Source organism: Lactobacillus sp. CBA3605, assembly GCF_002970915.1.
GTDB lineage: Bacteria > Bacillota > Bacilli > Lactobacillales > Lactobacillaceae > Lactiplantibacillus.
On the sequence record NZ_CP027190.1, the window covers coordinates 29,547 to 52,248 of the forward strand.

22 protein-coding genes are annotated in these 22,702 nt (G+C 44.3%); 20 read left to right on the top strand and 2 right to left on the bottom strand.

The window, feature by feature from the left end; translation table 11 throughout:
* Positions 1–147 precede the first annotated feature (147 nt).
* From C5Z25_RS00175 to C5Z25_RS00190, 4 genes are read left to right on the top strand one after another with little or no spacing between them, the layout of a single operon-like run.
* Entirely contained in the window at positions 148–1,359 is a 1,212-nt protein-coding gene (locus C5Z25_RS00175; protein ID WP_304598426.1) for a betaine/proline/choline family ABC transporter ATP-binding protein, read from the top strand.
* Entirely contained in the window at positions 1,356–1,985 is a 630-nt protein-coding gene (locus C5Z25_RS00180) for an ABC transporter permease (RefSeq protein ID WP_105450578.1), read from the top strand. Before C5Z25_RS00175 ends, C5Z25_RS00180 begins: the two co-directional genes overlap by 4 nt.
* Positions 1,986–1,997: 12 nt before the next feature.
* Positions 1,998–2,933 (top strand): osmoprotectant ABC transporter substrate-binding protein, encoded by a 936-nt coding sequence (locus C5Z25_RS00185; protein WP_105450580.1) that lies wholly within the window; start codon positions 1,998–2,000, stop codon positions 2,931–2,933.
* Complete coding sequence (locus tag C5Z25_RS00190) at positions 2,933–3,586, top strand: ABC transporter permease (protein ID WP_105450582.1); 654 nt, start codon at positions 2,933–2,935, stop codon at positions 3,584–3,586. The genes C5Z25_RS00185 and C5Z25_RS00190 overlap by 1 nt, the downstream gene beginning before the upstream one ends.
* A gap of 153 nt (positions 3,587–3,739) precedes the next feature.
* On the opposite strand, the gene C5Z25_RS00195 is transcribed toward C5Z25_RS00190, so the two are convergent.
* A complete protein-coding gene (locus C5Z25_RS00195) occupies positions 3,740–4,075 on the bottom strand; it encodes a hypothetical protein (RefSeq protein ID WP_105450584.1) in 336 nt (111 codons plus the stop codon).
* Between the two features lie 189 nt (positions 4,076–4,264).
* Between C5Z25_RS00195 and gmk the strand changes: the two genes are divergently transcribed.
* From gmk to C5Z25_RS00255, 12 genes are all read left to right on the top strand, one after another.
* Complete coding sequence (gmk, locus tag C5Z25_RS00200; RefSeq protein WP_105450586.1) at positions 4,265–4,885, top strand: guanylate kinase; 621 nt, start codon at positions 4,265–4,267, stop codon at positions 4,883–4,885.
* Positions 4,882–5,094 carry a DNA-directed RNA polymerase subunit omega gene (rpoZ, locus tag C5Z25_RS00205; protein WP_105448330.1) on the top strand — a complete coding sequence of 71 codons (213 nt, stop codon included), beginning with the start codon at positions 4,882–4,884 and terminating at the stop codon, positions 5,092–5,094. The genes gmk and rpoZ overlap by 4 nt, the downstream gene beginning before the upstream one ends.
* 170 nt (positions 5,095–5,264) lie before the next feature.
* Positions 5,265–6,491 (top strand): bifunctional phosphopantothenoylcysteine decarboxylase/phosphopantothenate--cysteine ligase CoaBC, encoded by a 1,227-nt coding sequence (gene coaBC, locus C5Z25_RS00210; RefSeq protein WP_105450587.1) that lies wholly within the window; start codon positions 5,265–5,267, stop codon positions 6,489–6,491.
* A gap of 15 nt (positions 6,492–6,506) precedes the next feature.
* The gene (gene priA / locus C5Z25_RS00215; RefSeq protein WP_105450589.1) at positions 6,507–8,924 is read left to right on the top strand and encodes a primosomal protein N'; all 2,418 of its coding nucleotides are present in this window, start codon (positions 6,507–6,509) and stop codon (positions 8,922–8,924) included.
* Between the two features lie 16 nt (positions 8,925–8,940).
* Positions 8,941–9,888 (top strand): methionyl-tRNA formyltransferase, encoded by a 948-nt coding sequence (gene fmt / locus C5Z25_RS00220; protein ID WP_105450591.1) that lies wholly within the window; start codon positions 8,941–8,943, stop codon positions 9,886–9,888.
* Positions 9,885–11,228: a 16S rRNA (cytosine(967)-C(5))-methyltransferase RsmB gene (rsmB, locus tag C5Z25_RS00225; RefSeq protein WP_105450594.1), complete on the top strand. Its 1,344-nt coding sequence runs from the start codon at positions 9,885–9,887 to the stop codon at positions 11,226–11,228. Before fmt ends, rsmB begins: the two co-directional genes overlap by 4 nt.
* Positions 11,229–11,245: 17 nt before the next feature.
* Complete coding sequence (locus tag C5Z25_RS00230) at positions 11,246–11,995, top strand: Stp1/IreP family PP2C-type Ser/Thr phosphatase (protein ID WP_105450596.1); 750 nt, start codon at positions 11,246–11,248, stop codon at positions 11,993–11,995.
* A complete protein-coding gene (gene pknB, locus C5Z25_RS00235; RefSeq protein ID WP_105450598.1) occupies positions 11,992–13,998 on the top strand; it encodes a Stk1 family PASTA domain-containing Ser/Thr kinase in 2,007 nt (668 codons plus the stop codon). Before C5Z25_RS00230 ends, pknB begins: the two co-directional genes overlap by 4 nt.
* Before the next feature lie 118 nt (positions 13,999–14,116).
* On the top strand, positions 14,117–15,013 hold the full coding sequence (gene rsgA / locus C5Z25_RS00240) for a ribosome small subunit-dependent GTPase A (RefSeq protein WP_105450600.1): 897 nt from the start codon (positions 14,117–14,119) through the stop codon (positions 15,011–15,013).
* A 9-nt stretch (positions 15,014–15,022) separates the two neighbouring features.
* Positions 15,023–15,676, top strand: coding sequence for a ribulose-phosphate 3-epimerase (gene rpe, locus C5Z25_RS00245; RefSeq protein ID WP_105450602.1), 654 nt, complete (start codon positions 15,023–15,025; stop codon positions 15,674–15,676).
* Positions 15,676–16,317: a thiamine diphosphokinase gene (locus C5Z25_RS00250; protein ID WP_105450605.1), complete on the top strand. Its 642-nt coding sequence runs from the start codon at positions 15,676–15,678 to the stop codon at positions 16,315–16,317. The genes rpe and C5Z25_RS00250 overlap by 1 nt, the downstream gene beginning before the upstream one ends.
* A 128-nt stretch (positions 16,318–16,445) precedes the next feature.
* Positions 16,446–16,805 (top strand): bacteriocin immunity family protein, encoded by a 360-nt coding sequence (locus C5Z25_RS00255; protein WP_158682866.1) that lies wholly within the window; start codon positions 16,446–16,448, stop codon positions 16,803–16,805.
* Positions 16,806–16,941: 136 nt separating this feature from the next.
* On the opposite strand, the gene rpmB is transcribed toward C5Z25_RS00255, so the two are convergent.
* Entirely contained in the window at positions 16,942–17,127 is a 186-nt protein-coding gene (rpmB, locus tag C5Z25_RS00260) for a 50S ribosomal protein L28 (protein ID WP_105448341.1), read from the bottom strand.
* Between the two features lie 238 nt (positions 17,128–17,365).
* Between rpmB and C5Z25_RS00265 the strand changes: the two genes are divergently transcribed.
* The 4 genes from C5Z25_RS00265 to plsX all read left to right on the top strand — a co-directional run bounded on the left by C5Z25_RS00265 (position 17,366) and on the right by plsX (position 22,701).
* The gene (locus tag C5Z25_RS00265; RefSeq protein ID WP_105448342.1) at positions 17,366–17,728 is read left to right on the top strand and encodes an Asp23/Gls24 family envelope stress response protein; all 363 of its coding nucleotides are present in this window, start codon (positions 17,366–17,368) and stop codon (positions 17,726–17,728) included.
* A gap of 34 nt (positions 17,729–17,762) precedes the next feature.
* Positions 17,763–19,460 (top strand): DAK2 domain-containing protein, encoded by a 1,698-nt coding sequence (locus C5Z25_RS00270; RefSeq protein WP_105450609.1) that lies wholly within the window; start codon positions 17,763–17,765, stop codon positions 19,458–19,460.
* Positions 19,461–19,576: 116 nt separating this feature from the next.
* Positions 19,577–21,616: an ATP-dependent DNA helicase RecG gene (gene recG, locus C5Z25_RS00275; RefSeq protein WP_105450611.1), complete on the top strand. Its 2,040-nt coding sequence runs from the start codon at positions 19,577–19,579 to the stop codon at positions 21,614–21,616.
* A 38-nt stretch (positions 21,617–21,654) separates the two neighbouring features.
* Positions 21,655–22,701, top strand: a complete 1,047-nt coding sequence (gene plsX, locus C5Z25_RS00280) for a phosphate acyltransferase PlsX (protein WP_105450613.1) — start codon at positions 21,655–21,657, stop codon at positions 22,699–22,701.
* The last annotated feature ends 1 nt before the right edge of the window (position 22,702 follow it).

A 22,702-nucleotide genomic window follows, 5' to 3' on the forward strand; every position in this document is an offset into this window, starting at 1 on the left:
GACTGCAATCCAGCGGGGTCGGGTGGTTAATTAGATTTCGAGTTGTTTGCAATTTGGTTTCATTATAAGTTATCCTTTATTAAGCACTGCTTTAGAAAGTTAATTAAAAAATTAAAAAAGATTGGAGCGATGAGGTTGTTTCTAACAATGGAACATTTGAACAAAACTTATCCCGGGGGCAAGATTGCTGTCGAAGATTTTAACTTAGAAATTGAAAAAGGTGAATTTATCTGCTTCATCGGGACGTCTGGTTCTGGTAAGACGACGACGATGCGAATGATTAATCGGATGCTCAGTCAAACGACTGGGACCATTAAATTAGATGGGAAAGATATTGGCCAACTTGATCCGGTGAAGTTACGTCGCAAAATTGGTTATGTCATTCAAAATATTGGTTTAATGCCCCATTTAACAATTCGCGACAATATTACATTGGTCCCGAAATTATTAAAATGGTCGCAAGATAAAATGAATGAACGGGCCGAAGAAATGATTAAACTGGTTGAATTACCAGAAGAGTTTTTAGATCGGTATCCTTCCGAATTATCCGGTGGGCAACAGCAACGAATCGGGGTTGTCCGGGCGTTGGCTGCCAATCAAGACTTAGTATTAATGGACGAACCATTTGGGGCGCTAGACCCGATTACGCGTGAAGCGTTGCAAGATTTGGTTAAAGACTTGCAAGAACGATTGGGTAAAACCTTTGTGTTTGTTACCCATGATATGGACGAAGCCTTGAAGCTTGCTACTCGAATTGTCATTATGGATGGCGGTAAGATTATGCAAGTTGATACGCCAGATGGCATTTTGCGCCACCCTGCAAATGAATTTGTTGAGAATTTAATCGGGAAAGACCGTTTGATCCAAGCACGTCCAAGTATTACAACGGTTGGTCAGGTTATGTTAAAGAACCCAATTTCAACGACACCGGGCAAGTCTTTAACGGCCGCATTACGCTTAATGCATGAAAAACGAGTTGATTCACTCTTGGTAACGGACGAAGCGAACATTCTAAAAGGGATGATTGGCATTGAAGATGTGGATTACAGCTTCAATTCTGCGACGAGTGTTGATGATATTATGACTCGTGATATTTTCTATGTTCAATCTAATTCGTTAATTCGCGATACGGTTGAACGGATTTTGAAGCGCGGCTTTAAGAACATTCCTGTAGTTGACGATCAACATCGTTTAGTTGGGATTGTTACGCGGGCGACCCTGGTCGATATTGTGTACGATGCGCTTTGGGGTGACGAAGAAGAAGATGAAGAAACGAATAACATCCATCATCACAATGATGAAGTAGCGGCAACTTCAGAGGCCTCTCAAACGACTACTGAAGGCGGTGATCAGCAATGATCACGTTTCTACAAAATTATGGCGGTCAGCTACTGCTTAAAACTTGGCAACATCTCTATATTTCAGCGATTTCGCTGGCTTTAGGGATTTTAGTAGCGGTACCGTTAGGGATTTTATTGACGCGGACAAAAGCCATCTCCGGTTTTGTGATGGCAATTGCTAGTATGCTTCAGACGATTCCAGCCATGGCCTTGTTGGCGCTCATGATTCCGTTTTTCGGAATTGGGGCAGTTCCAGCCATCATTGCGCTGTTCATTTATTCATTACTTCCTATTCTACGGAATACGTATTTAGGGATGGAGGATGTTAATCCAGCACTGATTGATGCGGCTAAAGGGATGGGGATGACCTCTTGGCAGTCGATTATTAAAGTTGAACTACCGATGGCTGCACCGGTTATTATGGCCGGAATTCGGTTATCAGCGACTTATGTGATTGCTTGGGCTGCGTTAGCATCATACATTGGCGCCGGCGGTTTAGGTGACTTTATTTTTAATGGGTTGAATTTATATCGGACCGATTTAATCTTAGGTGGGTCGATTCCAGTTATCATCTTGGCCTTAATTGTCGATTGGTTGTTGGGTAAGCTTGAAGCTGCAGTGACCCCACGAACGACACAGGCGTAAGGAGGAAACGACATGCGAAAATTTAAAAAATGGCTCCTTGGGTTAATCGCCGCCGCTTCCAGTGCGTTATTGTTAGCAGGGTGTGGTTTTCCAGGGTTATCAGGAACATCGAGTGATACGGTACGAATTGCCGCCCAAAATACGACAGAACAACAAATCATGGCCTATGTGATTCAAGACATGATTGGGCACTATTCGAATTTAAATACGACCATTATTAATAACTTAGGTTCAGGAACGGTTAGTTTTAATGCTTTGAAAAATGACCAAGCGGACATTTCATCGATTCGATTTACCGGGACGGATTTAACGACAATTTTGGGTGAAAAAGTTGAGCGGGGACAAACCAAAAAGACCGATGCGAAAGTTAAACGGTTGTTTAATTCTAAATATCAAATGACCTACTTCCCATCTTATGGTTTTGCGGATACTTATGCCTTTATGGTGACGCAACAAACTGCTAAGAAGTATCATCTGAATACGATTAGTGACATGAAAAAGGTTGCGTCCAAGTTAACAGTCGGGCTTGATCAAACTTGGCTAGAACGAAAGGGTGACGGCTACGACGCCTTTAAGACGTTGTATGGTTATCAATTCGGTAAGACGTATCCAATGCAGATTGGGTTAGTGTATGATGCATTGGAATCAGGTAAAATGGATGCTATTTTAGGGTATTCTACTGATGGTCGGATTGGCAGTTATGACTTAAAAATCTTAAAAGATGATAAGAGCTTCTTCCCACCATACAATGCAAGTGCAGTAGCAACGAATAAGATACTCAAAGAATATCCACAATTAAAGCCGATTTTATCGCGTTTGAATGGTAAAATCAGTTTAAAGACGATGCAAAGTTTGAACTATAAAGTTGACAATAACTTAGTTGAACCTGAAGTTGTTGCCAAACAGTTCCTCGAAAAAAATAATTACTTTGAAGGGAGTGGCAAGTAATGGCTAATATGAACATGTTGCAACAATTAATTTATTACTACGAGCAAAATGGTGCATATGTCCTTAGTCAATTCTCGCGGCACTTTTTAATTTCAATTTACGGGGTGCTCTTTGCAGCAATTGTTGGGATTCCAATTGGGATTTTTATTGCACATCATAGTAAATTAAGTGCGACCGTCATTGCGATTGCAAATGTTATTCAGACGGTGCCGTCGTTAGCGATGTTGTCGATTATTATGATTGGATTGGGGCTTGGCGTGAATACCGTCATTGTGACTGTCTTCTTGTATGCCTTACTGCCAATTATTAAGAACACGTATACCGGGATGTTGAATGTTGATCCTAGTGTTTTGGATTCTGGTAAAGGGATGGGGATGACCCGTTGGCAGATTTTACGAATTGTCGAATTACCGTTATCATTATCAGTTATCATGGCTGGGTTACGGAATGCCTTAGTACTAGCGATTGGGATTACTGCGATTGGGACTTTCGTGGGTGCTGGTGGTTTAGGGGATATCATTATTCGAGGGACTAATGCTACGAATGGTGGTGCCATTATCCTTGCCGGAGCCTTGCCAACTGCTTTAATGGCAATTATCTCCGATGCGATTCTTGGTTGGATTGAAAAGAAAGCTGATCCAACTCAGAAATAGCTGTAAAATAAAAAGATTGATTTACAGGCGTCAAGTTCTACTCATTCAGGGGAGTAGCTTGAACTGTAACATCAATCTTTTTTTGTTGCATCGAAAACACCACAGCAATACGCAAGGTTGTATAAACTATGATTTCATCTCTCGATGCAAATATTAGATGCGTTTCAGGTAGCGAATTTGATCAGCTTCAATAATATGTGTGAGCTGCTGGTCATGATTAACCAAAACTAATTGACCAGAAGCTAAGGTCTTTAAACGACCGTGAATGTTATAAGGATGAGTTTCGGTTAGGCTTGGTTGCATTTGTAACATAATTGGATAGTGTTTAGCTTGAGCCTGAGTTAAAAACAAAGTTAGTTGAAAGGTCGGCATCTGAGGTAACAAAGGCACGACGACTTCAGCAGCAGATGTGAATTCATCGAAGAATTGCCGATAAGACGCTTGTAGATTTTTAGAAATATATTTAAGATTTGATTGCTTGTTTTGCATGATAACCACCTCGAACATTTGTTTGTGTTTATATTATACGAACAAACGTTCTAAAATGCAAGTGATATTTTTTGCTTTAAACGAGTTGAAATATGAAAATCAGGCGTATACCGTGATAAGACTTGCAATCTAGCGTTAAAAAGTGCAAAATAATCTTTAAAACATATTTAATAAGGGGAATTTGCGATCATGGCGAAACAAGGCATGTTAATCGTCTTATCAGGTCCTTCGGGCGTCGGCAAGGGTACCGTCCGTAAGGCAATCTTTGACTCAGATGATAACGATTTTCAATATTCAGTCTCAATGACAACTCGGAAAATGCGTCCGGGTGAAGTTGATGGAAAGGACTATTATTTTGTCGCTAAAGATGAATTTGAGGATGAAATCAAGAGTGGCGGTATGCTTGAATATGCCAAGTATGTTGACAATTACTATGGGACGCCCTTAAAATATATTAAGCAGTCATTGGCTGCCGGTAAAGATGTCTTTTTAGAGATTGAAGTTAACGGGGCCATGCAGGTGCGCGAAAAGATGCCTGATGGGGTGTTTATTTTCTTAACACCGCCAGACTTAATGGAACTCAAACATCGTATCATTGGTCGTGGGACTGATGATATGACGGTCATCAATAAACGGATGGCCAAAGCTGTCGACGAAATCAAGATGATGCGTAATTACGATTATGCGGTTGTTAATGATGAAGTCCCGCTGGCTGCTGAACGGATTAAAGCGATTATTCGCAGCGAACGGTTTAGTGTCAAACGGGTAATGCCTCAATACGAAGAAATGTTAGGAGATGCTGAATCTTGATCTTATATCCATCAGTTGATGATTTATTAAAGCAAGTTAATTCACGTTACTCATTGATTATGTTAGCTAGCAAGCGGGCCCATGAATTAGATGCCGGTGCTGCACCAATGCTTAGCGAATACAAATCAGTTAAAACCATTGGTCGGGCGTTAGAAGAAATTGCGGCCGGCGACTTAATGATTGATCCTGACGAAACCGATAAGGACTAGTCACGGATTAGCAAAGCGAGTGGGTTCGAGACTTTGGTCTCGAACCTATTTTTTTCGAGCAACCTTTGGACTTCACCAAACGACTGATTCTTGATACAATCATATCAAGTGTATAATGACTTGTTCATAGGGTAAGTGAACGATAAATTGATTAAAAGGGCGTGAGCAAAGTGAGTATTTGGACGAATCGGCGGGTAACAGTAGTCATTAGTGGCGGCATTGCCAGCTATAAAGCGGTGACCTTGATTCGGCTATTAATGAAACAGGGGGCGACAGTCCGAGTTGCAATGACGGCGCATGCTGCTGAATTTGTGACCCCGTTAACGTTTCAAACGTTAACGCAACAACCAGTCGTTTGTGACGAGTTTACCATGGCGGATCCGCACCACGTGGTGCATGTGGCGTTAGCGGATTGGACCGAACTCATGGTTGTTGTACCAGCAACCGCCAATATTATTGCTAAAATGGCGATGGGCTTAGCAGATGATGCGGCGACCACGACTATTTTAGCAACAACGGCGCCTAAATATGTGATTCCAGCGATGAATACCCATATGTATGAGAATCCAGCCACGCAGCGCAATTTAGCCCAATTGACGGCGGACGGCAATCACGTTTTGACGCCAGCAACTGGCATGTTGGCAGAAGGTTATGTTGGTCAAGGGCGTTTACCCGAACCACCGGTTATTTTAGCGTGGTTGACAGATCAGCTACTAGCAGCGACGTCAACGTTGCCACTGCATGGTCAAAAGGTCTTAGTGACAGCTGGCGGCACGCGTGAGCAACTTGATCCGGTTCGCTTTCTCTCCAATCGTTCTTCTGGAAAAATGGGTTACGCAGTCGCACAAGCCGCCTATATGATGGGGGCTCAAGTGACGTTGATCAGTGCTCAGACGGCTTTGCCGAAACCAGCAGGTGTGACAATTGTACCCGTTACTTCGGCGGCTGACATGCTGGCAGCAACGACTAAAGCCTTTGCCACGACCGACATTTTAGTGATGGCCGCTGCAGTTTCAGATTATCGGCCAGTTCAGCCAGCAACCCAAAAAATTAAAAAGCAGGCTGGTCAAACCGGTTTAACGTTAGACTTAACGGAAACAACGGATATTTTAAAAAGTTTAGCAACCCAGAAGCAAACTCAATTTGTGATTGGGTTTGCTGCGGAAACCGAGCATTTATTAGCTAATGCGAACAAAAAATTAGCAGCTAAACGATTAGATTTATTAGTGGCAAATGATGTTGCGAAACCAGGGGTTGGTTTTAATGGGGAGACGAATCAGGTCACCTTATTGCGGCCAAATGCACCGGCAATCACGACGGCAGTTTTACCTAAACTAGCTATTGCCGAAAAGATTTTAGAAACCGCAATTAGTCAGGGCGCTGTGAAGCACCAGTAAGAAAGGAAGTTAAGGGTGGCTCAAATTGCACAAGTCTTAGTCGATGTCCCAACGATGCAGACGGACCGACCATACAGTTATCAAATTCCGGATGCCTGGCAATCTCAGGTTCAGCCAGGCATGCGGGTGGTCGTGCCATTCGGGCGAGGTAAACGGCGGGTTCAAGGATTCGTTTTAAGTTGTGCGGCGGCGACAGATTATGCTGGCGATTTAAAGGCGATTGATGCAGTCGTTGATTTAGCGCCCGTATTGAATCAGGAAGCGTTGGCGTTGTCAGCTTGGTTAGCCAAAAGCACGTTTTCATTTCAGATTACGTGCGCGCAAACCATGCTGCCAGCAGTCATGCGTGCCAAGTATGAAAAGTTATTACGGCCGACGCCGCAAACGTCACCGACGATTGCCGCCCAACTTTTTCAAGGTCAAGCCGAAGTTGAGTTTGATCAGGTTGCAACGACACCGGCCGCAGTGAGTCAACTATTACGCTTACAAGCTGCCGGTGAAGTAGAAGTTTATTATCAAGTTAAAAACCAAGCGCACCATAAAACCTTAATCGGGGTCCAAGCCGTCTTATCAGCGTCTCAATTACAAACCGCGATGACTACGGTCCGGGCTGGTGCGGCGAAACAGATAGCGCTATTGAAGGGCTTACAAACTTTGAATGGGGAAGCCATCACGCAAAAGGCATTTTGCCAACGGTTCGGGGTGACTGAAGCGGTCATTCGAACGGGTGAACAGAAAGGCTGGCTGAAAAAGTTAGCGTTAGAAATTTACCGTGATCCTTATGCGACTGCTGATATTAAACCAACGCAACCACTGACTTTAAATGCTGAGCAACAAGTTGCCGTTGATCAGATTACGCAAGCGGTTGATCAACCAGCGACGACCACCTTTTTATTAGAAGGGGTGACGGGTAGCGGCAAAACTGAAGTTTATCTGCAAGCCATTGCAGCGGCGTTAGCCCAAGGCAAGACCGCACTAATGCTAGTCCCAGAAATTTCATTGACGCCCCAGATGGTTCAACGGGTTAAAGGGCGCTTTGGTAAAGCGGTGGCTGTCTTACACAGTGGCCTATCCAGTGGTGAGAAGTATGATGAATGGCGACGTATTCGGCAACAACAAGCGCAAGTGGTCGTTGGGGCCCGTTCAGCTGTTTTTGCACCGTTGACTAATATTGGTATTATTATCATGGATGAAGAACATGAAAGCAGCTATAAACAAGACGATGCGCCCCGCTATCATGCCCGGCAAGTAGCATTATGGCGGAGTCAGTATCATCATTGTCCGGTAGTCCTCGGATCGGCGACACCAGCGCTAGAAACCCGCGCCCGGGCCGAAAAAGGCGTGTATCACCGATTAGTCTTAGCGGATCGGGTCAATCAACGCCCGTTACCGCCGGTTTCAATTATTGATATGAAAAAAGAATTACAACAACATGCTGAAAGCAATTTTTCACCAGCGTTGTTGGTAGCTTTGCAAGACCGGTTGGAACGTCATGAACAGAGTGTTTTGATGCTTAATCGGCGTGGCTATTCATCGTTTGTACTTTGTCGAGATTGCGGGTTTGTGTTGAAATGCCCGAATTGTGATATTTCGTTAACGCTACATATGGACACCCACACGATGAAGTGCCATTATTGTGGGCATGAAGAAGCGATTCCAAAGGTGTGCCCGAACTGTCATAGTCGTCAAATCCGCTATTATGGGACGGGAACAGAAAAGGTTGAGGAAGAACTCCAAGCACTAATGCCAACTGCACGAATTATTCGCATGGATAATGATACGACCCGTAAGAAAGGGGCTCATGCTAAGTTGCTGGCGCAGTTTGGCCGGGCAGAAGCCGATATTTTGATTGGTACTCAGATGATTGCTAAAGGGTTGGATTTCCCCAATGTTACGTTGGTAGGGGTGTTAAATGCCGATACGGCTTTAGGATTACCTGATTTTCGAGCCAGTGAGCGGACTTTTCAGCTCTTAACCCAAGTTAGTGGCCGGGCTGGCCGAGCTGAAAAGAGCGGGCAAGTGTATATCCAAACATTCAACCCCGAACATTATGCGATTCGTTTTGCCCAACAGCATGACTATGAAGGTTTCTTTAAATACGAGATGCGAATGCGTCATCAGGGCGGTTATCCACCGTATTATTTCACGGTTCAGATTACGGCTAGTGATTTAGATGAAGCCGTAGCTGCCAAACGGATGTATCAACTGTTACAATGGTTAAAGCCGCGGTTGGCACCTTCAACTGTTTTGCTTGGTCCGACGCCCAAGCCAATTGCGCGGGTTAATCGACGCTATTATTATCAAATTGTCATTAAATATAAACAAGAACCAAATTTAGCCGCGACTTTAACGACCTTATTACAAGAAACTCAGGTCCAACAACGACAAGGATTACAGATTGCGATTGACGTTGAGCCGTTACACTTTATGTAATTGGAGGAATTTTTAAATGACATCAGTGGTTTTTATGGGTACGCCGAAGTTTGCGGCCCCAATCTTAACAAGTTTGATTGAACAAGATTATCAGGTGTTGGCTGTTGTGACTCAACCGGATCGGTTAGTAGGCCGTAAACGAGTCTTAACTGCTTCACCGGTTAAACAAGTGGCCGTGGTGCATGATATTTTGGTGTTACAACCAGAAAAAATCAGCGGTAGTGATGAAATGCAGCAAATTATTGCGATGCAGCCAGATCTGATTGTCACGGCAGCCTTTGGTCAATTTTTACCGACTAAGTTATTGCAAGCCGCTAAAATTGGTGCTGTGAACGTGCATGGTTCATTGCTACCGAAGTATCGTGGCGGGGCACCAGTGCAATATGCCGTTATGAACGGCGAAAAAGAAACTGGTGTAACTATTATTTATATGATTAAAAAAATGGATGCCGGCGATATGTTAGCGCAGCGGGCCATTCCCATTGAAGCTGATGATGATACAGGTACTTTGTTTGATAAGCTCAGTTTAGTTGGCCGCGACTTATTGTTGGCCACCTTACCTAAGTTGATTGCTGGTGAGATTGAGGCGATCCCGCAAGATGAGACACAAGTCACCTTTTCACCAACCATTAAGCCAGAAGAAGAGCAATTGGACTTTACTAAAACGGCAGCCGCCATTGATGATCAAGTCCGTGGATTACGACCGGCACCGATTGCTTATGCTATTTTAGATGGAAAACGCACTAAGTTTTGGCAAGTGACCCCGTTAGCTGAAACGGTTACGCAAGCCCCAGGTCAGGTCGTTCGTAAGACCAAACACGAGTTAGTTTTAGCGGCGGGACAGCATACCGCCTTAGCAATCAACGAATTACAGCCCGCTGGTAAGCCGAAGATGGCGATTACCGCTTTCTTAAATGGCGCGACTGATAAATTTAATACTGGAGAGCAGGTAATTACAAAATGACAGAAGTAGGCAATAGTCCTCGTTGGTTAGCCGTTTCGGCGTTAGCCAAGATTAATAATGGGGCGTACTCTAATTTACAACTGAGCCAATTAATTAATCAACATAGTATGGATCGGCGTGATATTAATTTATTAACGAATATCGTCTATGGCGTTATTCAGCATCGCCTAACCCTTGAATATTGGTTAACGCCCTTTGTCCGCCACCCACATCAACTTGATCCTTGGGTGCATGAATTGTTACTAACAGCGCTCTATCAATGGCAATATTTAGATAAAATCCCACAACGGGCCGTCTTCAATGAAACCATTGAAATTGCTAAAGTGAAAGGTCATCCGGGGATTCGGCGGTTTGTGACCGGGGTCTTACATCAAATGGATCGCAGTGGGTTACCTGACTTTGATCAGATTGAAGATGCTGATGAACGCTTGAGTGTGACTTATAGTATGCCAATCTGGATTATTGACGAACTGCGTGATCAATTAGGTGCGGCTAAGATGCAACAGATTATTGCATCGTTGAATCAACCGGCAAAGCAATCCTTACGGGTGAATACGGCGGTTTCAGATGTCGACGGTGTCGCGACAGCCTTGCGCAATGAAGACTTAGATGTTGAATTAAGTGAGCTTTCACCAATCGGTTTGGTAGTTACTGAAGGCCAAGCGATTAATACGGATGCGATGAAATACGGCATGTTTACCGTTCAAGATGAAAGTGCCCAACTGGTGGTGCCAGCAATGGATGTCCAGCCGGGTGACCGGGTCTTAGATGCTTGTGCCGCGCCTGGTGGGAAAACGACCCAGATTGCAGCGGCTTTAGATGCGAGTCAAGGTGGGCAAGTCGTCGCCTTTGATATTCATACACCGAAAGTTCGGTTAATTAACCAAAATGCCGTACGGATGCACGTAGCTGATCGGATTGTGGCGACGGAACTGGATGCACGCAAAGTACAGACCCAATTCTCAGCGGAAACCTTTGATCGGATCTTGGTTGATGCACCGTGTTCAGGCCTCGGGCTCATTCGGCGGAAGCCAGAAATTCGTTACGAAAAAGAATTACAAGATAGTTTGAACCTCCAGCGGGTTCAGCTATCGATTTTAACGGCGGTTGCGCCAACCTTGAAAAAAGGTGGTATTATGACGTATAGTACGTGTACTATTTTGAAACAAGAAAATCAAGATGTGATTGATGAATTCTTAGCAAACCATCCTGATTTCGAATTGGTCAAAACACCTACTGAGCAGCAAGTGAAGGCTGATCGGGAGTCATTGACCTTAGCCATCTATCCAGATGATTATCTTTCAGATGGTTTCTTCATTGCCTGTTTACGAAAAAAATAATCGTGGAGTGATAAACTGTGGATTTTGCATATCGGTCGGATATTGGCCAACAACGCGAAGAAAATGAAGACTATGTTGGCGTGTTTAAAAACACGGTGGGCGTTAATTTTGCTATTGTCGCAGATGGTATCGGTGGTCATCAAGGCGGCGATGTTGCATCCGAAATGGCGGTTTCCCATATGGGGTATCGGTTTGAAAATACGACTTTTAGTCAACCAACGGATGCTGTTAAATGGCTTGCCAACGAAGTTCAAGATGAAAATCAACATATTATTGAAAAGGCCCGTGAATTTTCAGATTTAAATGGTATGGGCACCACGATGGTAGCAGCCTTACTGTTTGATGATGAATTTTTGATGGCTAATATTGGGGATAGTCGGGGTTACCTGTTGCGTGATGGGAAACTAAGACAACTCACTGAAGACCATTCTTTAGTCAACGAGCTGGTTAAACGGGGCGAAATTTCTGCAGAAGAAGCGCGCCAACACCCACAAAAAAATATCATTACACGAACATTGGGAATTTCACCAGATGCCGATATTGATACTAACTTGTATAAAATGCAAGCTGGCGATCAATTGTTATTATGTTCAGATGGATTAACTAATATGGTGACGGATGCGCAACTTATGCAAGTGTTACAAATGACGACCCAATCCGCAACCGAAAAATGTGAAACCTTAGTTAAAATGGCGAATACCGCCGGCGGTTTAGATAATATTACCGCTTTAATTGTGGTGGTTGATGGTGAGGTGGCCAGTAAATGACACCTAACTACACACTTAGTGGACGGTATCGGATTATCCGGTCTTTAGGTGAGGGTGGTATGGCGAATGTTTACTTGGCGCATGACTTAATATTAGATCGCGATGTCGCGGTCAAACTTTTACGGTTGGATTTGCGTGATGATCCTAAGACCATTAAACGGTTTCAACGGGAAGCTTTAGCGACGACGGAATTGGTGCATCCACATATTGTGAGTTTATACGATATTGGTGAAGAGAATGGCATGCAGTATTTGGTAATGGAATACGTTAAGGGAATGGACCTCAAGAGTTATATTAAGCAACAATTCCCGTTTCCACGCCAACAAGTCATTGACATCATGGAACAAATATTAAGTGCAGTTGCTACGGCCCATGCGCATAACATTATTCATCGAGATCTAAAGCCACAAAATATTTTAATCGATGAACAGGGCAATGCTAAAATTACGGACTTTGGGATTGCCGTAGCGTTATCGGAACATACCATGACTCAAACCAATACGATTTTGGGGTCAGTCCACTACTTATCGCCTGAACAGGCGCGTGGTAGTATGGCGACTAAACAATCGGATATTTATTCATTAGGCATTATTTTATACGAGATGTTAACGGGATCGGTCCCGTTTAAAGGCGAAACGGCGGTGTCAATTGCCTTAAAGCACTTTCAAAATGAAATGCCGTCGGTGCGGCAGTTTGATGCCGATATTCCCCAAGCTTTAGAAAATGTGGTGTTACAAGCAACCGCCAAGGACCCTCGTGAACGTTATGCGACTGTTGAAGATATGGCGACTGATTTATTGACCACTTTAACGAACACTCGCGCTGGTGAAAAACGGTTTGAACCCCAAGATTTAGGTAATGATGAGACTAAAATCATGCCTAGTGCTGATATTGCGGCGGCCATTGCGGCTAATCGATCCGCTGATTCTGCGGCGGGTGCAGCTGACCAGCAGCCAGCGACTGCGGCCACGGATTCAGAGTCGACGTCCCCGTTACCTAAGCGGTCTTGGTCTAAGCGACACCCATTAAGACGGCGCTTAATTATTTTTGGTCTTATTTTGGCGCTCTTGATTGTGGCCTTTGGCATTGGACTTGCTTTGAGTCGGCCACAAATGACGACGGTACCTAAAGTTACCGGGATGACGCAAACCGCTGCAACGGCGGCTTTGACCAAACGCCATTTAGCAGTTGGCACGATTAAACGAGTCAAAAGTAATCGCGTTGCTAAAAATAAAGTGATAAAAAGTACGCCGGCAACTAAATCCCGGGTTCAAGTTCGTTCACGGATTAACTTAACCCTGAGCAACGGTGCCAAACAGGTCAGCTTCGGTAATTATATTAACGAAAGCTATGCAACGGTGCGGCAAACATTAGTTGCGGAAGGCTTTAAAGTACAAGAACGCTTCAGTACTTCAGCAGTTGGGGCAGGCCAAATTATTAGTCAAGACGTTGTTGCTGGTAGTCGAGTGTTGCCGACCAAAACAACAATCACATTTACTGTGAGTGCGGGTAGTCGGACGGTGGCTTTGAAAGATCTGACCGGTGAAAGTCAGGCCGATGTTTTGGCTTATGCGACTGCTAATCGGTTAAATGTGAACTTTAAGCAGGGCTATTCTGACGAACAAAAAGCCGGTTATTCATATGATCAAACGCCGGATGGCGGAACTCAGGTCCGGGCTGGGTCAACATTAACGGTCAGTGTGTCCAAAGGTGCCCAGCCAGCGACAACGGCCACCCTGAAAAATTTCTATGTTAAAGTAACAGTACCCTATGTGACGCTGAATTCGGCGACGACGCAGTCAAATGATGTTAAAATTTATTTAGATGATGACAGCCATTTGTTAACGACGCTTTATCGCAATGTTGCGATTACGCACGACACCCGGTTGAGCTTACCATTTCAGCTAACCAATGGTGCCGTGGGTCGGTATCGAATCGTGCGTAATGGGGTGGTCGTTGCTGAAAATGCAAAAGTGACCAGTGCTGATGCGACAAGTGAATAAGTGATTATTGCTAAATAGCCGAATAAAAATGGTCGGGGTTTTATCCTGACCATTTTTTTTGGTACAATAGAGTTATTAGAAGTGGACCGTACCAAATCATAAATAAGGTGGTGCTAATTTGAAAATTGGACAAATTCGACAATCATTAAGTGGGTTTTATGATGTTTATGCGGATGGTGAACTTTATCGAACGCGGGCGCGTGGAAATTTTCGTAAGCGCAAGATTACGCCGTTAGTTGGGGACCAAGTTGAGTTTGATAGCTCGACGCCGCAAGAAGGTTATATCTTAAAAGTGTTGGATCGCGAGACACAACTAGTTCGACCACCAGTCGCTAATATTGATTTGGCGATTGTGGTAACTGCGACTACGACTCAAGAATTTTCAACCAACTTATTGGACCGCCAATTAGTTGCGTTAGAAGTGGCAGGCGTGCATTCGGTGATTTACATGGCTAAGACTGACTTGCTCAGTGAGGCAGAATTTGCTGCCCGTGCGCAATTAGCAGCGGCCTATGAGGAGATTGGTTATCAGGTTATTATTGACCGGACCGCTTTTTCAACCGCAGCTCTAACCGCAGTGAAAAAAGCGATTGCGGGTCACGTTGCTGTAGTGATGGGCCAAACAGGGGCCGGAAAATCAACCTTGTTGAATCATTTGCGTCCTGATTTGGGCCTGGCAACCGGTGAAATTTCACAAGCCTTGAATCGGGGGAAACATACAACTCGTAAAGTTAGCCTGATTGAAATTGCTGAGGGACTAATTGCTGATACGCCGGGATTTTCTTCCTATGAAGTGTTCGATATTCCGGCAACGGATTTAACCCATTACTTCCCAGAATTTGTGCGGCTCAGTGTTGATTGTAAGTATCGGGGCTGTGTGCATATTAACGAACCACATTGTGCGGTTAAAGCGGCCTTAGCGGACGAAAAGATTTTACAAAGTCGCTATGATAATTACTTACAATTTTATGAAACGATTAAAAATAAAAAAGTCATCTATAATAAGAAAAAGTGAGTGAGACTAATGATTAAAATTGCCCCTTCAATTCTAAGTGCCGATTTTGTTAATTTACAACGCGATGTCAGTATTGTGGAACAAGCCGGTGCAGACTATTTGCATATCGACGTGATGGATGGTCAATTTGTACCGAATCTATCATTTGGGATGAGTACGGTTGCAGCATTGCGGCCGCTGACATCGTTAACGCTGGATTGCCATTTAATGATTGTGGAGCCAGAACGGTTTGTCACCCAATTTGCACAAGCTGGTGCGGATTTAATCGGGGTGCACGTCGAAAGTACTCGGCATATTTACCACGTCTTACAATTAATTAAAGCTGCTGGTGTTAAGGCTGAAGTGGTGGTTAATCCAGGGACCCCCTTGAGCATGATTACGGAACTGTTACCGATTGTTGACCAAGTATTAATCATGACCGTTAATCCCGGTTTTGGTGGGCAACACTTTTTAGCACCGATGGTTAAAAAAATTCAAGCTTTACATCAATTAAAACAGCAAAATGGCTATACGTTTGATATTGAAGTTGATGGTGGTATCAATGATACGACGGTTAAAGCTTGTTACGCGGCAGGGGCGACGGTTGCAGTTGCTGGGTCATTTGTGTACGCAAGTGCTGATCCTAGTCAACGGATTCAGGATTTAAAGGTGGCGACGAACTAATGCCAAAAACGGTTAGATTGTTAGTTGGGGGACCAACGACGAGCTGGCCGGCACAACTTGCCCAATTACCTGGGCCTTGGGTCGGAGCTGATCGTGGCGCGTTACGATTAGTTAAAATGGGGATTCAACCGGTTATTGCGGTTGGCGATTTTGACTCGATTGATGCGACAGAATTGGCGACAGTGAAACAAGCACTGACGGGAACTGTTGTGATTAAGCCTGATCAAGACCAGACAGATACACAACTAGCTGTTAAAACGATTTTTAAGCAGCTGCAGCCGGATGAATTGATTATTTATGGGGCAACGGGTGGTCGTTTAGACCATTTATTGGCAAATTTGTGGCTGGTGCTCGATCCAAAATTTCGGGCTTGGGCGCCGCAAATTAAATTAGTTGATCAGCAAAATAGTGTGCAATTCTTTTTGCCAGGAACTTATACGCTTCAAAAAGAGATTGATAAGACTTATCTGGCCTTTGTCCCCATGCTGCCGACACATTTAACGTTAGCTGATGCTAAGTATCGTTTACAAGATGCCTACAATGATTATCCGATTTCATTGGCTAGCAACGAATTTGTTGGGGAGACGACGCAGTTTAGTTTTGATCAAGGAATTGTAGCCGTGATTCAAAGCTGTGATTAAAAAACGATTTTTAGCCGGATACAGATTAGCGGTTGTCCAAGGTTGGGCACCGTTTTTTTTCGCATTTTTCAAGGCCAAGTGTTAGTCTAATGAGAAGCAGTAGGTGTCAAATAGGGGAGATGATGTTGATGGAAAAACCAACTAAGGCAACTGTGATATCGGCAGCGCGGGCGACGTTACTGATAGATCAGTTAAGTGCGGCATACGCTGAGGCACAGCAGGCGGATGATCCGGCGTTACAAAAGCTGTTGTTAACTAATGCGATAGCGCTTAATAATGGTACCCCGTATCTGGAGGTCGTTAATCAGTTAACGCATGCTATTTCGGTATATTATGTTCATTATCAGCAAGTGCCACCAGTTGTATTAGCGCTTTATCGTGGCTTACAAGCTGATGTCACTGCAGGTGCAGTTGATGCTGCAGCGTTACGAAAACAAAATTTAGCAACCGGTTTAATCTTTACCCCAATTATTTTTGGCGGTCACTAATCGGTAATTGAAAAAACCGGCCATTGACTTAAACAATGGGCGGTTTTCTAAAGTTTATAAAAAATGAGCGTTTAGCTAGTCATTTTAAGCAACAAAAAACGCCACCCACAAAAAATTGTGGTGACGCTTTGCTGCGCTAAACGCGCGTTACTTTACCTGATTTCAAGGTCCGAGCTGAAATCCAAACCTTCTTTGGTTTACCATCAACTAAAATGCGAACTTTTTGCAAGTTAGCTTTCCAGCTGCGGCGGCTGTGGTTTAAAGCGTGAGAACGCGAGTTACCAAAGTGCGTCCGCTTGCCTGTAACGAAGTCTTTTGCCATGTTGATCTGCCTCCTTCGGTAATCATTAGATAAAAGGTCGATGCTTTATCATTCACTAGAATAATTTATCATAGATTAATAAAGGTTGCAATACATTTCTATCAAGTAATTTTACTTTACTGCTAAATTCCGCTAATTCAGGCTTTCTAAAAGCCAGTCGTGTAATTTTTCTTTCCACAACTCTTGTGCTATGATAAACTATCGTAAATGAACGCGTTAAAACAAGGAGGCTATTTTCATGGCTGTCAAAATCAAAACGCAATTTGGAACAATCGATATCGATAACGATGTGATTGCGACGGTAGTTGGCGGTGCTGCTACTGATAACTACGGAGTTGTCGGCATGGCTAGTCGGAACCAAATTCGTGATAATTTAAATGAAATTTTACGTCGCGAAAACTTTGCGCGGGGTGTGGTGGTACGACAAGAAGATAATGGGGTCGCGATTGAAGTCAACATTATTGTTAGTTATGGGACAAAAATCTCAGAAGTATCACGAAATGTCCAAGCCAAGGTCAAATATAACTTACAAAATATGCTTGGCGTTGCGGCAAATTCGGTCAACGTCATTGTCCAAGGTGTTCGGGTAATGAACGACTAATCGAAATTGTGTAAGCCAAGGAGGAATTTTGAAATTGAAAATCACCACGATAACTAATCTTGAATTTGGCAAGATGGTGCAAGCAGCGTCACAAAAGCTTAACCAACGGGCCGAATTTATTAATTCTTTAAATGTTTTCCCGGTACCAGATGGTGATACCGGTACAAATATGAGTTTATCAATGGCTAGTGGCGCGAAATATGAACGCGAAGAAACTAGCATTAAAGTCGGCGATTTAGCTTCAGCGTTAGCCAAAGGGTTACTAATGGGTGCGCGGGGGAATTCCGGCGTTATTTTGTCGCAAATTTTTCGAGGCTTTTCTAAATCAGTTGCCGGTAAAGATGAATTAACGGCAACTGATTTGGCTGAAGCATTAGCAGCAGGGGCTCAGACCGCCTATAAGGCAGTTATGAAGCCGACCGAGGGAACTATCCTAACGGTTATCCGTAAAGCAGCTGGTGCGGGTAAAGAAGCCATTAAAACAACTGATGATATCTGTGAAGTCATGGTGGCCGTGGTTGATGCGGCTGAAGCTGCCTTGAAGTCGACCCCTGACCTGCTCCCGGTTTTGAAGCAAGTCGGTGTGGTTGATTCTGGTGGTCAAGGGTTAACCTTTGTCCTAGAAGCTTTTAGTGATGCGCTTAGCGGTAAAATTGACGAATCACAAGATTATGTCCCTGATGATGCCGAAATGGATTCAATGATTGATGCTGCCCATCATCAAAGTGTCCAAGGACAACTTGATCCTAATGATATTAAGTATGGTTATTGTACTGAAATCATGGTTCGGATTGGTGACGGCAAGTTAGTTGATCAGAAGTTTGACTATGAGACGTTTTATAACTACTTAGCTAAGTTAGGCGACTCACTGTTAGTTATTAATGATGATGAAATTGTTAAGGTGCACGTGCATACTGAACACCCTGGCGATGTCATGATTTGGGGCCAACGGTTTGGTGCTTTGATGAAAGTCAAAGTTGATAACATGCGGCTACAACAAGAAACTATCATGGAACATGACCAGGAAGCAGCTGACACAACGACGCCAGCTGTCAGCCAACCAACCCAAGATATGCACGGCTATGCGATTATTTCTGTCGCTTCCGGTAAGGGAATTGGGCAGTTGTTTAACGGGCTAGGGGTAACGGATATTATTGCCGGTGGGCAGACAATGAACCCTAGCACCGCAGATATTGTTAAAGCGGTCAATGCAAGTGGCGCTAAGCGGGCGCTCGTGTTACCTAATAATAAAAATATTTTCTTAGCTGCTGAACAAGCTGCAGATGTGGCTGATATTCCGGTTGAAATTGTCCATAGTAAGACGATTTCGCAAGGGATGACAGCGATGCTGGCCTTTAACCCAGAAGCGGAGTTGACGGCTAATCGGACTGCCATGGAAGAGACGTTGGACACCGTAGTTAGTGGCCAAGTCACGCATGCAGTGCGGGATACGACGATTGACGGCATGGCGATTCATAAGGACGATTACATGGGGTTAGTAGATGGCGAGATTGTTGTCACTGATCCAGACCGTCAAAACGCAACTATCGCGATGGTTAAGCAGATGCTTGACGATGACAGCGAATTAGTGACGATTATTTTTGGAGCAGATGCGACGCAGGCTGATGCTGATAAGTTATCAACAGCTATTCAAGGCTTGGATGATGAACTTGAAATTGAAATTCATGAAGGCGACCAACCCGTCTATCCATTCTTGATTTCGGTTGAGTAACGAATTTAATACAAAAATGGGTCGTGGGAGCTTGAGTGCCTGCGACCCGTTTTTTGAGCAGAATAAGGCGACTTTGGTATAATTAATAGAAATCAATTGAAAGGGGAATTTAAGCCATGCCAAAACAATTAATTGATTCAGTTGGGGACCTGACTGGGGTTGGACCAACCCGGCAAAAGGCGCTGGCTGAGCTAGGGATTAATACCGTTGCGGATTTGCTGACCTACTACCCCTTTCGTTATGACGATTTACAAGTGAAAGATATTAATGAGATTGCTGATCAAGAAAAGGTCACTTTAAAAGGGACTATTGCATCCGAACCAGTGTTAGCCCGTTTTGGGCGTAAGAAGAACCGGCTAAATTTTCGATTGCTGATCGATCATGATGTCTATATGGTGACCTTTTTTAATCAGCCCTACCTGATGAAACAGCTTGAAACTGGGCAGCCGATTGCGGTATATGGCAAGTGGGATGCTACCCGTAACAGTATGACCGGGATGAAAATCATTAATCCTAATAATGCTGAGTCAGCGTTTGGCTCGATATATCCGGCGAGCAAAGCTGTGCGTCAAACCACGATTCAAAAACTCATTAAACAAGCATATGAGGCGTATCAAACTGAGTTAGTCGATATTATCCCAGCGCCATTGCTGGCTAAATATCGGTTATTACCACGGCGTCAGATGATTCATGATATGCATTTTCCAACCAGTCAAGCGGCTTCAACGGCGGCACGGCGGTCAGCAACGTATGAGGAATTCTTAGTCTTTCAAATGCAATTGCAAGCGTTAAAGCAAGCTGACCATGCAACGGATGGCATTGCGATACGTTATGATAATGAACAGCTAAAAGCCTTTATCAAGACGTTACCATTTGAATTGACGCGAGCGCAAAAGCGGGTTGTGAATGAAATTTGTTTGGACTTGAAATCACCTAAGCACATGAATCGACTATTACAAGGTGATGTTGGTTCTGGGAAGACGATTGTGGCAGCCATTGTCATGTATGCTGCGATTTCAGCGGGCTATCAAGCCGCTTTAATGGCGCCAACCGAAATTTTGGCGGAGCAACACGCTGACAACTTGGCTAAAGTGTTTGCGGCGACGGATGTTAACGTGGCGTTGTTGACTGGCTCAACTAAGGCGGCGGCGCGTAAGACCCTATTGGCTGCTCTAGCAGCGGGAGAGATTGATTTGTTGATTGGGACGCATGCGTTAATTCAAGCAGGCGTCGATTATGCTAACTTAGGCTTAGTTATCACTGATGAACAACACCGTTTTGGTGTCAATCAGCGCACTGAATTTCGTCAAAAGGGGCATCAACCCGATGCTTTAGCCATGACAGCGACCCCGATTCCGCGGACGTTGGCAATTACAGCCTATGGTGAAATGGATGTGTCTGAAATTGATGAATTACCAGCCGGTCGGCAACCGATTAAAACAACCTGGGTCCGCAGTAATCAAGCGCAATCGGCCTTAGATTTTGTGCGACAACAACTGGCAACGGGCTCACAAGTCTATGTCGTTACCCCGTTGATTGAAGAATCAGAAACGTTAGATGTTAAAAATGCTGAAGCCCTATCTGAAAATTTACAGGCTTATTTTGCCCCGGATTATCACGTAGGGTTGCTGCACGGCCGCATGAAAGCGGACGAAAAAGAAGCTGTGATGGCTGATTTTAAGGCGGGTAAGTTGCAATTGCTAGTGTCGACGACGGTGATTGAAGTTGGGGTGGATGTCAAAAACGCCACGGTAATGATGATTTATGATGCGGACCGTTTTGGGTTAGCGCAGTTGCATCAGTTACGAGGCCGGGTTGGTCGTGGCACGAAAGCCTCGTATTGTATCTTGGTGGCAGATCCTAAAAATCAACAAGGCATTCAACGAATGCAGATTATGACAGAAACGACGAATGGCTTTGTCTTGGCGCAAAAAGATTTAGAATTGCGTGGGTCCGGGGAAGTGCTGGGCGTTAAGCAGTCAGGGATGCCGACCTTTAAAGTTGGTGATCCGATTGCGGATTTGAACGTTTTACAGGTGGCACAACAAGATGCGCATGCGCTGATTGCAACACCCGCTTGGCAACAACAGCCGGAAAATCAAGCTCTGGCACAGTATTTGAAAATTAAATTAGCCGCTGTTGGCACGTTAGATTAACTGATGGTGGTCTTAAATGAGAAGGAATGGTGAATAACATGGTAAAAATTGCAATTGATGCAATGGGCGGTGATTTCGCACCCACCGCAGTCATTGAAGGGGTCGAACAAGCCCGTGACTTATTTGAAGATACGGTCTTTTTATTATATGGACAGCGTGAAGTTATTAATCAGCACTTAAAAAATCGTGATCGGATTCAAGTCATCAATGCGGACGAAGTGATTACCATGGAAGATGAACCTGTTCGAGCTGTTCGACGTAAGAAACAATCATCGTTAGTCATGGCAGCCCAGGCGGTTAAAGATGGTCAAGCTGACGCGTTCTTTTCAGCGGGAAATTCCGGTGCCGTACTAGCGGCAGGTTTGTTCATTGTTGGCCGCATCAAAGGCATTGATCGTCCCGGTTTAGTGACTGCCTTACCAGTAGTCCGAAATGCCCACCAGTCGAATTTTGTCATGATGGATATTGGGGCCAATGCTGATAGTAAGCCGTTAAACTTGGAACAATACGCCGTTTTAGGGACGTATTATGCGGAACGGATGCTGCAAGCCGACAACCCCCGCGTGGCTTTATTGAATAATGGGACTGAAGATGATAAAGGGAATAAGGTCCACAAAGCAGCCTTTGAACGGTTACAACAAACGGCCGATATTAACTTTATTGGTAACGTTGAATCACGAGACTTGCTAAATGGGGTGGCGGATGTTGTGGTCACCGATGGTTTTACTGGGAATGCCGTTTTAAAAAGTATCGAAGGCACGGCCCGTGCTATGCTAGGCCTAGTGAAGGATGCAGTTTATAATACGGGAATTAGTGGTAAATTAGGCGGCTTGCTGTTAAAGAATGGTTTTAGCCAAATTCAATCACAAATGGACTATTCGCAATATGGTGGGGCTGTCTTGTTAGGCTTAAAGGCCCCCGTTGTTAAGGCCCATGGGTCCAGTAAGGCGCCGACCATCGTTAATACGATTCGTCAGATTCGTCAGATGGTCAATACGGACTTAGTTCCTGGTGTGGCAGCATACTTTGCCAGCCAACAAGTAAATCAGCAAGCAAGTGTAGACAAGCCTGCCGAAAACGATTAGA